Annotated in this window: 11 protein-coding genes and 2 pseudogenes; 10 read left to right on the top strand and 3 right to left on the bottom strand. The window is 70.2% G+C overall.

Features of this window, described 5'->3' with window-relative positions; translation table 11 throughout:
- Nucleotides 1-7: 7 nt before the first annotated feature.
- From KSF81_RS32060 to KSF81_RS11260, 7 genes and pseudogenes are all read left to right on the top strand, one after another.
- Nucleotides 8-469: pseudogene (locus tag KSF81_RS32060) on the top strand (AMP nucleosidase); the annotation flags it as partial.
- A 343-nt stretch (nucleotides 470-812) separates the two neighbouring features.
- Nucleotides 813-1,490 carry an AMP nucleosidase gene (locus KSF81_RS32055; protein WP_375293323.1) on the top strand — a complete coding sequence of 226 codons (678 nt, stop codon included), beginning with the start codon at nucleotides 813-815 and terminating at the stop codon, nucleotides 1,488-1,490.
- 161 nt (nucleotides 1,491-1,651) lie between these two features.
- Nucleotides 1,652-1,834, top strand: a pseudogene (locus KSF81_RS29520) (PRC-barrel domain-containing protein); the annotation flags it as partial.
- A gap of 64 nt (nucleotides 1,835-1,898) precedes the next feature.
- Nucleotides 1,899-2,060 carry a hypothetical protein gene (locus KSF81_RS29515; RefSeq protein ID WP_254454292.1) on the top strand — a complete coding sequence of 54 codons (162 nt, stop codon included), beginning with the start codon at nucleotides 1,899-1,901 and terminating at the stop codon, nucleotides 2,058-2,060.
- Between the two features lie 611 nt (nucleotides 2,061-2,671).
- Complete coding sequence (locus KSF81_RS11270; protein WP_217379055.1) at nucleotides 2,672-3,595, top strand: LysR family transcriptional regulator; 924 nt, start codon at nucleotides 2,672-2,674, stop codon at nucleotides 3,593-3,595.
- Nucleotides 3,596-3,976: 381 nt separating this feature from the next.
- The gene (locus KSF81_RS11265) at nucleotides 3,977-4,351 is read left to right on the top strand and encodes a MarR family transcriptional regulator (protein ID WP_254453468.1); all 375 of its coding nucleotides are present in this window, start codon (nucleotides 3,977-3,979) and stop codon (nucleotides 4,349-4,351) included.
- A gap of 267 nt (nucleotides 4,352-4,618) precedes the next feature.
- Nucleotides 4,619-6,397 carry an SWIM zinc finger domain-containing protein gene (locus KSF81_RS11260; protein WP_217379054.1) on the top strand — a complete coding sequence of 593 codons (1,779 nt, stop codon included), beginning with the start codon at nucleotides 4,619-4,621 and terminating at the stop codon, nucleotides 6,395-6,397.
- 72 nt (nucleotides 6,398-6,469) lie between these two features.
- On the opposite strand, the gene KSF81_RS11255 is transcribed toward KSF81_RS11260, so the two are convergent.
- A complete protein-coding gene (locus KSF81_RS11255; protein ID WP_217379053.1) occupies nucleotides 6,470-7,216 on the bottom strand; it encodes a dienelactone hydrolase family protein in 747 nt (248 codons plus the stop codon).
- 157 nt (nucleotides 7,217-7,373) lie between these two features.
- Here KSF81_RS11255 and KSF81_RS11250 point away from each other — a divergent pair, with 157 nt between their 5' ends.
- Entirely contained in the window at nucleotides 7,374-7,973 is a 600-nt protein-coding gene (locus KSF81_RS11250; protein ID WP_217379052.1) for a glutathione S-transferase N-terminal domain-containing protein, read from the top strand.
- A 58-nt stretch (nucleotides 7,974-8,031) separates the two neighbouring features.
- Here KSF81_RS11250 and KSF81_RS11245 read toward each other — a convergent pair whose 3' ends face one another.
- Together KSF81_RS11245 and KSF81_RS11240 are read right to left on the bottom strand one after the other, a co-directional pair.
- Nucleotides 8,032-8,985, bottom strand: a complete 954-nt coding sequence (locus tag KSF81_RS11245) for a peptidyl-alpha-hydroxyglycine alpha-amidating lyase family protein (RefSeq protein ID WP_217379051.1) — start codon at nucleotides 8,983-8,985, stop codon at nucleotides 8,032-8,034.
- A 39-nt stretch (nucleotides 8,986-9,024) separates the two neighbouring features.
- Nucleotides 9,025-9,828: an enoyl-CoA hydratase/isomerase family protein gene (locus KSF81_RS11240; protein ID WP_217379050.1), complete on the bottom strand. Its 804-nt coding sequence runs from the start codon at nucleotides 9,826-9,828 to the stop codon at nucleotides 9,025-9,027.
- 552 nt (nucleotides 9,829-10,380) lie between these two features.
- Here KSF81_RS11240 and KSF81_RS11235 point away from each other — a divergent pair.
- Nucleotides 10,381-11,211 carry a tripartite tricarboxylate transporter substrate binding protein gene (locus tag KSF81_RS11235; protein ID WP_217379049.1) on the top strand — a complete coding sequence of 277 codons (831 nt, stop codon included), beginning with the start codon at nucleotides 10,381-10,383 and terminating at the stop codon, nucleotides 11,209-11,211.
- A 110-nt stretch (nucleotides 11,212-11,321) separates the two neighbouring features.
- Nucleotides 11,322-11,516 carry a KGG domain-containing protein gene (locus KSF81_RS11230; protein ID WP_254453467.1) on the top strand — a complete coding sequence of 65 codons (195 nt, stop codon included), beginning with the start codon at nucleotides 11,322-11,324 and terminating at the stop codon, nucleotides 11,514-11,516.
- Nucleotides 11,517-11,534 lie beyond the last annotated feature (18 nt).

Genomic DNA, 11,534 nt, shown 5'->3' with positions numbered 1-11,534 from the left:
GAATCGCGTGCCGGCCACCCTCTCGGAGCCACCCGGCCATTCCCTGACGCCTGAGGAGGCCGTCGACCGGCTTGTGGAATTGCACGCGGCGGGTTTCGGCGCGCTGCGCGAGGCGCTCGAGCGGTTTCTCGGCGGCGGCGATCCGCCCAGCGCCGCGGAGCGCGCCCGTTTCCGCTACCCGGAACTCCGGGTCACCTGGCATGGCGGTGGCACCCGGGCCATGCCGCGGCGCGCCTGGGCCAAGTTCCAGACGCCCGGCATCCATGCCACCACGGTCACGCAGCCCGGCTTCTTCCGCCGCTACCTGCTGGAGCAGCTTCGGCCGCTGGTGGAGGATTTCGGCGCCAGCATCCAGGTAAGGGTCAGCGAGCAGGAGGTGCCCTATCCCTATGCCATGGAAGGCGTGGGCGATGAGCTTTCCCGCGGCACCGTCTCGGCGGCCGACCTCGCGCGCCATTTCCCTGCGCCGCTGCTGTCCGCGGTCGGTGACGAGGTGGCGGATGGCCTGTGGGAATTCGCGCCGGGGCAGCCGCGGCCGCTCGCGCTTTTTGATGCGGTGCGCGTCGACTATTCCCTGCGCCGGCTGGTGCACTACACCGGCACCGGCTGGCAGGCCATCCAGCCCTGGATCCTATTGACTAACTATCACCGCTATGTCGATCAATTCGTCCAGTGGGCGCTGTCCGAATTGGCCAGGCCGGAAGGCCCCTATGACCGCCTGATGCTGCCGGGCGGCGGTTGCGTCCGGCGCGGCGACGATCCGGCCGCAGCCGCGGCGGCGATCGCGGCCGCCCCCCTGGAACCGCTTCCAGATGCCTGCTTACCACCTGCTTCGCCCCGAGGCGCAGGGCATCACGCTGATCAGCATCGGCGTGGGCCCTTCCAACGCGAAGACCATCACCGACCACCTCGCGGTGCTGCGGCCGCATTGCTGGCTCATGGTCGGGCATTGCGGCGGCCTCCGGCAATCCCAGCAGATCGGCGACTACGTCCTCGCCCATGGCTACCTGCGCCGCGACCGCATCCTGGACGACCTGGTGCCGCCCGAGGTGCCGATCCCGGCGCTGGCGGAAGTGCAGCAGGCCCTGCAGGAGGCTGCGGCACGCGTGACGGGGGACCACGGCGAAGCGCTGAAGCGCCGCCTCCGCACGGGCACGGTGGTGACCTATGACGACCGGAACTGGGAATTGCGCTGGTCGCAGGAGCGGCGGCGCATCAACCTCGCGCGCGCGGTCGCGGTGGACATGGAGAGCGGAACGCTGGCGGCCCAGGGCTACAGGCTGCGCGTGCCCTATGGCACCCTTCTCTGCGTCTCCGACAAGCCGCTGCATGGCGAGATCAAGCTCCCCGGCGCCGCCAGCGCCTTCTACCAGAGGGCGGTGGGCGAGCACCTGGCGATTGGCCTCGCCACCCTCGACCTCCTGCGGGGGCAGCTCGGCTCCCTGCATTCGCGCAAGCTGCGCAGCTTCGACGAGCCGCCCTTCCGCTGATACGGGGGCGGCACGGCGGGCGGTTGCGGGCCATCCCCGCTGCGCTGAGGGTCCTGCAGCGAGGGCCTCCATCATCCGTGCCGGGCCGCCGCCGTGCCACCGGAACTCCCCTCAGCCCTCTCCCGTTTTTGCGGGATGCAAGGCTTCTTCGGGAGGCAGCCATGTCAGGCACGACGGCAACGACCAGCACGGGCGGCGGCAATGGCGGCGTGGCGGTCAATGAGACGGAGCGGCTGATCGCCTCCGACAAGGTCGAGGGCACCGCGGTCTACGACCGGCAGGGCCATCACCTCGGCTCGGTCTATAATGTCATGATCGACAAGTTCACCGGGCAGGTCGCCTATGCGGCGATGAGCTTCGGCGGCTTCCTCGGCATCGGCGAGCGCTACCACCCGCTCCCCCTGGGGCATGCTCACCTACGACACCGGCCTGGGCGGCTATGTGGTGGATGTGAGCCGCGAGCAGTTGGAGCGGGCCCCGAGCTACGCCCGGGACGAGACGCCCTGGGGCAATCCCGATTACGGGCGCGATGTCTACGTCCATTACGGCCTGCCCTATGGCGGGATCTGACGGACACGCCAACGGCGCCAATACGGGGTCGCCTCCATGTGCCGCGGACCGGAAGGAAGGGGGCGCCCCATGATGGGCCCCGGATCCGGCCGTCACCTGCGCCGAACCAGCGATCGGATGATGGGCGGGGCGGCTCTCGCCATCCTGCCCCTCGCTGCGTTCTTGGTATTGGGTGGGCTTGCCGGGGCCGCCTTTGCCCAGCCAGCGCCGGTTCCGCCGCGGCAGGAGCAGCCACCGCTTCCCCCTGCACCGCCGGAGCGGGTCGAGCCCACGCCCCGGCCACCGCGAAGCGGCGGTCCGGCAGGCAGCGGCGCTGTCGACGAGCGGACCGGCATTCCGCGGGGCGTCGTCCGCCCGCCGCCGGGCGTGGACCCCGGCATCCAGGCGCCCGTGCCGGTGCCGGTGCCGAATACCACGCCGGTGATCCCGCCGCCCGGCACGCCCGGCGGCGACCCCAGGGTGCAGCCAAGATAGGCAGGCCAATATAGGCGGGTCGAGTTGCCGGCCCGGCGAAACCGGACATCTGCGGGCATCCATGCGATGGATGGCGCGCTGGACCGCGCCGGCGGAGGGCTGCACCCTGGCCTCCCCTGATCCGCAGATCGGCCGACATGCCCCTTCGCCCCGACGAGTCCAGCCTGCGCCGGCTCGACCTGAACCTGCTGCCCGTCTTCCTCGCCCTGATGCGGGAGCGCAGCGTGACCCGCGCCGGGCAGGCGCTGTTCCTGTCCCAGCCCGCCACCTCCGCCGCCCTGGCGCGGCTGCGCGCGGTCTTCCGCGACGAGTTGTTCATCCGCAACGGCAATGCGCTGGAGGCGACGCCGCGCGCCGAGGCGCTGATGGCGGAGCTGGGACCCGCATTGCAGGTCGTGGCCGGGGCCGTGGCCGGTGCGACACCCTTCGACCCGGCAACCGACTCCCGCACCTTCCGGATCGGCTGGAGCGACGATGTGGCGATCGCCGCGATGCCGCTGCTGCCCCGGCTGCGCCAGGCCGCGCCGCATTGCCGGGTGGTGATCCGCGCCGCCAATTTCCGCACCATCCCGGGCATGCTGGAGACGGGGGAGATCGGCACCGCCGTCGGCTTCATGGGCGATGGCCTGCCGGCCACCGCCAAGCAGCGCGTGCTGCGCCGCGGCGGCTTCCGCGTGCTGCGGGACGCCGCCACACCCGGCCCGATCGACCTCGACGCCTATTGCGCCCGGCCGCATGTCCTGGTGACGGCGCGCGGCGACCTCACCGGCTTCGCCGATGCGGCGCTGGAGCGGCTGGGCCGCAGCCGGCGCATCGTGCTCGGCCTGCCGGATTTCGGCCTGCTGCGCCGGGTGCTGCTGGGCACGGACCTGCTCTGCACGGTTTCCGATGCCCTGGCGGACGCGGTGCTCGGCGCGATCGCCGAGGCAGGGCTGGTCGCCGACCCGCCGCCCTTCCTATGCCCGGAATCAGTCGTGAGGATGGCCTGGCGTGCGGTGCTCGACCATGACCCGGCCGAGGCCTGGCTGCGGATGCAGATCATCGAGGCGCTGGCGCGGTAGCGATGCGGCACCCCGCGCGAGCCTCCCGCCTCGGCGGCCCCTGGCGGGAGAGGCAGGACACGGCATTGCTGGCCCGCGAATCGCTGTTGCCTCCTCCCCTTCTTCGGAGCCTCGGCATCGGGCCCTTCGGCTTCCCTCGCGGGGGATTGAGGTTCCGGCAATCCCGCCGCGGCGCCGCCGGGTTCAGCCGAACCGCATGCCAGCGGCGCATTTGCGCCGGCCCTCCGGCATCCTGTCACTTCATCTTTAGCACCATCACAACCGATGAGAGTGCTGTAGACTTTTCCACAACCTTACGTTACCACACGACATCGTATCGTATGCGATCTACACTTCGCGGTGGATAACATATTCTGCTGATGGCGAGAGGGAGCGGCGAAGATGACATCTGCAATGGAACATGCTGCACCGGCCAGTGAGGCGCTGACGCAACTGCTGCGCCGCACGGTGGCGGAAATGGTCAGGCAGGACACCCGGGACCTTTCCGCCCGCCAACTCGCGGTTTTCCTCACCGTCTATCTGACGGACGGGCCGCATACGGTGCGCGGGCTGGCAGCGCAACTCAACGTCTCCAAGCCGGCCATCACCCGTGCCCTGGACCGGCTGGGCGAGTTGGATCTGGCGCGCCGCAAGGTGGACCCGATGGACCGCCGCAGCGTGCTGGTTCAGCAGACCGCGGCGGGGAAAGGATACCTGGCCGGGCTCCGCAGCGTCATGAGCGAGGCGGCTGCCGAGGACCAGCGGGCCGCGGCCTAGCCGCCAGGCCTGGATCGCGCTGCCCGGACGGCGGGAAGGCGTCCCGGGAGCGCAGGCTATAGGCCGCCGCGGCAGCCGGCAGCCTGCGCGCCAGCCCGTTGATCCGCGCGGCTCGCCCTGAGCCGCGCTCGTTGCCATTGGGGCGCCGCCCGAAGGCACCTCCATCAGCGCATGGGGTGCTTCACGCAGGTCCGGGATCTTGCCGCCACCCCGGCGGCAGCCCATCGTCGGGGCTGCCCTTCCTGATGCATCGGGCGAAATCGGGTGTTGGACAAACAGAGGCGGCGCGCGGCGCCGCGCTTCGATCCGGCAATGCTGCGCGACCTTGCCGGCGAGGCTGTCTACGCGCGCGGTGAGAGCTACTACAGGTCCGGCCAGGTCGAACTGATCTCGGACGATGGGCAGCGCGTGCGGGCCCGGGTGGCCGGCACGGAGATCTATCGCGTCGACCTCCGCGGCCGCGGCAGCCGGATCAGCGGCGAATGCTCCTGCCCCGCCTTCACCGATCATGGCTTCTGCAAGCATCTCGTCGCCACCGCCCTGGCCGCCAATGCCATGGCCGCGTCGGGCGAAGTCGTCCCGGACCGCATCGGCACCATCCGCGCGCATCTCCGCAGCCAGGGCATCGACCGGCTGGTCGGGCTGATCCTGGACCTGGCCGAGCGCGACCCGGTTCTGCTCGATCGGCTGGACCTGGCAGCGGCCGCGGCGGCCGGCAATCCGGCGGAATTGGGCGCCCGCTGCCGGGCGGCCCTGAAGCGCGCGCTGCGCACCGGCCGGTTCGTGGATTATGCCGAGGCCGGCGGCTGGACCCAGGGCGTGCTCGATGTGTTCGATCAGGTCGAGCCCCTGATCGGCGCCGGCCAGGCATCCCTGGTCCTGGACCTGCTTCAGGAGTTCTTCGCCCGCTTTTCCACCGCGATCGAGAATGTGGACGATTCCGATGGTGGCGGCAGCGAGATCCTGGAGCGTGCCGCCGCCCTCCATCTGGCCGCCTGCAACGCCGCGCGGCCCGACCCGGTAGTCCTGGCCAATGCCCTCTTCCGGCTGGAAACCACGGAGGAGTTCGGCACCTTCCAGGGCGCGAGCGACCGTTATGGCCATCTGCTCGGCATAGCCGGCCTGGCCGAGTATCGCCGCCTGGCCGAGACCGCCGGGGACAGCTTGCCGAAGACCCGGCAGCGCCGCGGCGGGCTGGCGACCGAGCAGGAGGAGGGCCTCGCCCGCTATCGGCTGTTCCCCATCCTGGACTGCTTCGCCGAGCGTGACGGCGATATCGACCGCCGCATCGCCCTGCGCGAGGCCGGGCTTGTCCATGCGCACGACCACCTGCGGCTGGCCGAGTTCTGCCTGGCCCAGGGCCGCGAGGCGGAAGCGCTGCGCCGGGCGGAAGAGGCCGCCTGGCTGTTCGACGACATCTCGGGCGAACCGCTGCTGCTGTTCCTCGCCGACCGGCACCGGGCCGCCGGTCGCCTGGCGGAGGCCGAGGCGGTGCTGTGGCCGGGCTTCGAGCGGCGCCCCTCAATGCGGCTCTATGAGGCGATGGCCAAGGCGCGGAAGGCCGGTGCCGCGGCGCGCCGCGCACTCGCCGACCGGGCCATTGCCCTGGTCGAGGCCCGGCTTGCCGCGAGGAAAGGTCAGGCTGCGCTGCTGCGCGGCGATATGGCCGGGCTGCTGGTCGAGATCCTGTTGCGGGAGCACCGCCTGCCGGCGGCCTGGGCCGCGGCGCGGCAGCATGGCTGCGCCGCGGCCACATGGCTGCATCTGGCCATGGCGAGCGAGACGGAAGCGCCGGAGGACGCGCTGGCAGTCTATGCCCGGCTGGTCGAGCAGCAGATCGGGCTCACCAGCAAGCCCGGCTACACCGAGGCCTGCCGCCTCATTGCGCGCATGGCGAGGCTGCGCGCCGCCCGTGGCGAGACAGCCCTGCACCAGGACTATGTCGAATCCCTGCTGCTGCGCCACAAGGCGAAGCGCAGCTTTGCCGCCATGCTGCGGGAGGCCGCCGCGACACCGAAACCTGCCCTGCCCGCCCGGGCACGCTGAAGGGCAGGAATGCAGGCGCGACCGCTTGCCCGATGCCGGATCACCTGACCGGAATCAGGCAGGCGGATGGGATCATCCGCGATCGAGCCGCCGGCGGTAGAGCGCGATCAGGCGTTCCCAGTGGCGTTCGGCAGCCGGCTTGTCGAAGCACCAGCGCTGGGGAAAGGCGAAGCCGTGATGGACGCCGGGATAAATCTCCAGCTCGCCCGCGGCGCCGGAGCGATCGAGAAGCCCACGCAGCTCCTCCACCATCGGCAGGGGGGCGAGCTCGTCGTGCTCGGCGCAGGCGATGTAGACTTCGCCCTTGGCCCGCCCGAGCGAAAGGTGCGGGCTCTCCTCGGCATCGCTGACCAGCCAGGTGCCATAGAAGGAGGCGGCGGCCGCGATGCGGTCCGGGAAGCGCGCCGCCGCGGCGAGGGCATAGGGGCCGCTCATGCAATAGCCGTGACAGCCGACGGGACCGGGCTTCACCTCCGGCTGCCCATCGAGGAAGGCGAGCATGGCGGCGATATCCTCCATGACCGGCGGAATGGTCATGCGGGTGCGGATGGCCCGCATGCGGTCCCGCTCGGGATCGCCCTGCTGCAGCACGCCTGGCCCAAACAGGGTGTCGCGCCCGGCGCGGTAGTAGAGGTTCGGCAGCACGACGTGGAAGCCGACGGTCGCAAGCCGGCGCGCCATGTCGCGCAGCTCCTCGCGGATGCCGGGAGCATCCATCAGCATCAGCACGGCAGGATAGGGGCCGCCGCGCTCCGGCCGGCAGATGAAGCTCTCCATCGCACCATCCCTGGTCGCGATGTCCAAGGTGCTTTCGATCATGGCGTCCCTCCGCTGCCGCATTCGTAGCAGGGCTGGCAGGGCCTGGAAATGCAGGCACGGATCGGCCGCCCCATCTGTCCGTCCGGGCTCGGTCGGCTTGCCGGAACCCGCGCGGTGAAGGACAGTCGCGCCTGCTCCACCGAGGGAACGCCACGCCATGAAGCTCGCCTATTCGCCAGCCAGCCCCTATGTCCGGAAGGTCATGGCCTGCGCCATCGCCCGTGGCCTCGATGGCCGGATCGAGAAATGGACCGTCGGCACGACCGACCCCGCGCTGCTGCCGGTGAACCCGCTCTCCAAGGTGCCCTCGCTGATGACCGATGATGGCGCGGCGCTCTATGACAGCCCGGTGATCTGCGAGTATCTGGACAGTCTCGGGGATGCGCCGAAGCTCTTCCCCGCGGCCGGTCCGGCGCGCTGGACCGCGCTGCGCCAGCAGGCGCTGGGCGACGGCATCATGGATGCCAGCCAGCCTCGCCGGCGGGAGATCGCCCTGCCGCAGGACGAGGGCCGCGTCGGCTACATCACCCTTCAGCGCGGCAAGGTGAGCCGGGCGCTGAATGTACTGGAGGCGGAGGCCGCCACGCTTGGCGCGCTGACCACGATCGGCGAGATCACCATCGGCTGCGCGCTCGGCTACCTCGACTTCCGCTATGCGAACGAGCCCTGGCGCCCCGGCCACCCGAAGCTGGAAGCCTGGTACGGGCGGGTGGTGAAGCTGCCGCCGCTGGCCGGCACCATGCCACCCGCCGCCTGAACCTGGCGGAGATTCCGGCACCGGGGCCGCATGCCGCTTCGGCCATCCGCGCCGCCATCTAGACCCGTCGCAGCTTCTGCAAGCTGCGCACGCCCTCGGACGGTGGCGGGTTGCCGTCGTGGTAGCGCGGCCAGGCGGTGAAGGAGACCTCGCCGACATAGATGTCGCCGCGGGAATCCACGGCCAGGCCGTGCGGCGAGTAGAACTGCCCCGGCGCCTCGCCCAATTCGCCGAAGCGCGAGAGCAGCTTGCCCTCCATCGAGAGCACGCTGATGCGCGGCCCGAGATTCGGCGCCTTGATGTTCACCGCCAGCGCAGGCCCCAATTCGCCGACATAGCAGACCGGGCACCTGCCCTTGCCGAGGAACAGCGAGCACGGCCGGTGCAGGTTGTTCCACTGCGTCTGGTAGCGGCCCTGGCCGTCGAAGATCTGCACCCGGTGGCTCTCGCGGTCCGCCACATAGACCCAGCCATCGGGATCGCAGCAGATATTGTGCGGCAGGTTGAATTGCCCGGGCTCCGTCCCCGAGCCGCCCCAGGAGAACAGGTGCCTCCCTTCGGGCGAGAATTTATGGACCTGGGCATTGCCGTAGCCGTCGGAGACGTAGATGTCACCCTCCGGCGACAGGGCGGTATGGGTGCAGCGGTTGAAGGGCCGCCCGCTCATATAGGGGGAGGGCCGGTCCGGCAGGCCGAGCGTCAGCAGCACGCGGCCATCGGGCGTGCATTTGCGCACGGTATGGTCGCCGTCATCGGTGCACCAGAGCATGTCGTCGGGCCCGATGTGCAGGCCATGGGCGCGCCTGAACAGGCCCTCACCCCAGGAGGCGAGGAAGTTGCCGTCGCGGTCGAAGACCACCATCGGGTGCTCGCCGCGGTTGAAGACATAGACGCGGTCCTGGCTGTCCACGGCGACGGCCCCGACCTCCTTCAGGGACCAGCCTTCGGGCAGCCGGCCCCAGCCGGGAACCGGCTCGTAGCGATACTCCCCGCTGCCCAGCACATCTGCCATGGACTGCTCCCCCCCTTTGCCTCGCGCGCGAAGCCGCGCTCACGATTCCGCCGCGTCGAGCGAAGGCAGCCGGTAGCGGTCTTCCGGGTCGTTCCAGCCCTTGAATCGGGGCGCGCGCTTCTCGGCGAAGGCCGCCCGCGACTCCATCAGGTCGCTCTTCGCGCCGTGGTCGTGGAGGGCGGCGGCAAGGCGCAGGAAATCGGGCCCCACGGCCGGGCGCATCTGGCGCATCATGTGTACGGTGTTGACGCGCGATGCAGGCGGCAGTGTCAGGAGGTGCCTGGCCATTTCGAGGGCGCTCGGCATCAGCGCCTCCGGCTCCACTAGGCGGTTGAGGAAGCCGAGCTCGTGGAAGCGCTCGGCCGTGAAGCGGAAGCCGAGCGCCATCTCCATCGCGATGGGATAGGGCAGGTTCGCGATATGCCCGTGATTGTAGCCGCCGAGGAGCCACCGCTTGGCCTCGGAGACCTCGAAGACCGCCCCGCGCACCGCGACCCGCAGATCGGTGCGCTCCACCAGCATGAAGCCGCCCCCCATCGCGAAGCCATTGACCGCCGCGATGACGGGTTTCTCCAGCGCCCCGGACATGAAGGGATCTTCCTGCGCCGGACGCCGCCCGCCGGGCGCACCGTCCTGGAGGGACTCCTTCATGTCTTCGCCGGCGCAGAAGGCCCGGCCGGCCCCGGTGAAGATCGCGACCTCGAGCCCCTCATCCCGGCGGAAATCGGTCCAGACCGCCGCGAGACCGCTGCGCAATTCGTGGTTGAGGGCATTCAGCCGCTCGGGCCGGTTCATCCGCACCACAAGGACTTGTCCGTGACGTTCGGTCTCGACGAGGCTCATCTCTTCGGTTTCCTGCCTGGCGTTGGTGGAGTGCCCCGCCTTGCGGTCGGGGATGGATGGGGTTGTTCGCCGCTCCTTCCTGGTTGGGCGAAGGCGCGGGGCCCTTCGACAGCACCGCGCTCTGCGGGAAGCTCCGGAACCGATTGCAGTCGTGGACCCATGGGCAGGATCATACCACGCATTGCGGCCGCGCTTCAGATCATCAGCGCACCGCCATTGATGTCGAAGCCGGCGCCGGTGCAGAAGCCCGCCTCGGCCACCTTGCTGCGCGCTGCCGGCTCGATCATCCTGGCCTCGCCCTGGCTGCCGCCGCTTTTTCCGGCGCCGCAATCCAGGAGCTGAACCAGCGACAGAATACCGGGAGGAGACGAAGAAGATGCAGCAGGGGAATGCGAAGCCGGGTCGGCGCGCCATCCTGGGCGGGGCCGCTGCCCTGACCTCGGCCCTGACCCTGGCCGGCTCCCGCGGCGCACGTGCCCAGGGGGGGGCTACCCCGGCAGCCGGACGGTCGGCGTCATCCTGCCCTATGCGCCCGGCGGTGGCACGGATGTGGTGGCACGCATTCTCACCGACGGCCTTGCCGAGCAACTCGGCGGCACCTTCGTCTCGGAACACAAGCCGGGTGCCACGACGACGCTCGCCGCGCGGCATGTGGCGCGCGCCCGCCCCGATGGAAATACCCTGCTGCTCGGCACCAATGCGACCTTCGCGCAGGCGCCATTCGCGCTCCGCAACCTTGGCTTCGATCCGGACAGCGACTTCGCGCATATCACCCTGCTTGCCGAATCGCTCTATCTCCTGGTCGCGAATCCGCGCTGGCGCAGCTTCGAGGAATTGCTGCAGGAAGCGAAGCGCCGCCCTGGCCAGCTCTCCTACGGGAGTTGGGGCGTCGGCTCGACCGCGCATCTGCTGATGGTGGATCTCCTGGGGCGGACCGGGACCGAGATGTTGCATGTGCCCTATAACGGCCCGGCCCCGGCGCTGACCGAGACGCTTGCCGGCAGGCTCGATCTGATGTTCTCGACCCTCGCCCCGGCGAAGCCGCATGTCCAGGAGGGCCGGCTGCGCGCCCTGGCCACGCCGGCCCGCGAGCGTCTGCCCGTCATGCCCGATGTCCCGACCCTCATCGAATTGGGCCAGCCGGACTTCCTCGTCAGCGCCTGGTGGAGCCTCTCGGCACCCGCGGGCACGCCACAACCCGTGCTCGCGGTGCTGGAAGGGGCCTCCGCCGCGGCCTTCGCCAAGCCTGCCGCCCGCACGCTGATGGATAATCTCGGCCTGGTCCGCCCGCCGCAGGGTGCCGCTGCGATGCGCGAGCGCATCACGCGCGACGCGGCGCTGAACCGGGAACTCATGCGCCGCGCCGGAATCGAACTCGAATAGGCGAATCAATGGCGTGGAGCCCGCGCCGCATCGAACCTGCCGCCGCGGGGGACGTTTCTTCCGGCTGAACTGACAGGTGCCCCTGCCTGTCGGGCAGATGGAGCGAGCCGATGGCGCACGACCAGTCCCACAAGCAGGACGCGAAAAAGGGCCACGGCCACCCTTCAGCGGAAGGCAAGAAGGGCGTGTCGCAGGAAACCGTGGGCAGCGGCAAGGCGCACGACCCGAACAACTTCGCCAATGATCCCGCCCGCGCCGCCGAAGCGGGCCGGAAGGGCGGCCACAAGAGCCACAAGAACGACTAGCCTGGTCCACTCCCGCAT

The sequence above is a fragment of the Siccirubricoccus sp. G192 genome (assembly GCF_019084075.1).
Classification (GTDB): Bacteria; Pseudomonadota; Alphaproteobacteria; order Acetobacterales; family Acetobacteraceae; genus G192.
The sequence above is the reverse complement of the archived record's forward strand: the minus strand, read 5'-3'. Positions and strand labels throughout refer to the sequence as shown.

Bases quoted from the DNA above. Each gene is read 5' to 3' on its own strand.
- KSF81_RS11230 (WP_254453467.1), top strand. From the start codon at position 11,322: ATGGCGCACGACCAGTCCCACAAGCAGGACGCGAAAAAGGGCCACGGC.
- KSF81_RS11240 (WP_217379050.1), bottom strand. From the start codon at position 9,828: ATGAGCCTCGTCGAGACCGAACGTCACGGACAAGTCCTTGTGGTGCGG.
- KSF81_RS11270 (WP_217379055.1), top strand. From the start codon at position 2,672: ATGCCCCTTCGCCCCGACGAGTCCAGCCTGCGCCGGCTCGACCTGAAC.
- KSF81_RS11255 (WP_217379053.1), bottom strand. From the start codon at position 7,216: ATGATCGAAAGCACCTTGGACATCGCGACCAGGGATGGTGCGATGGAG.
- KSF81_RS11245 (WP_217379051.1), bottom strand. From the start codon at position 8,985: ATGGCAGATGTGCTGGGCAGCGGGGAGTATCGCTACGAGCCGGTTCCC.
- KSF81_RS11265 (WP_254453468.1), top strand. From the start codon at position 3,977: ATGACATCTGCAATGGAACATGCTGCACCGGCCAGTGAGGCGCTGACG.
- KSF81_RS11250 (WP_217379052.1), top strand. From the start codon at position 7,374: ATGAAGCTCGCCTATTCGCCAGCCAGCCCCTATGTCCGGAAGGTCATG.
- KSF81_RS32055 (WP_375293323.1), top strand. From the start codon at position 813: ATGCCTGCTTACCACCTGCTTCGCCCCGAGGCGCAGGGCATCACGCTG.
- KSF81_RS29515 (WP_254454292.1), top strand. From the start codon at position 1,899: ATGCTCACCTACGACACCGGCCTGGGCGGCTATGTGGTGGATGTGAGC.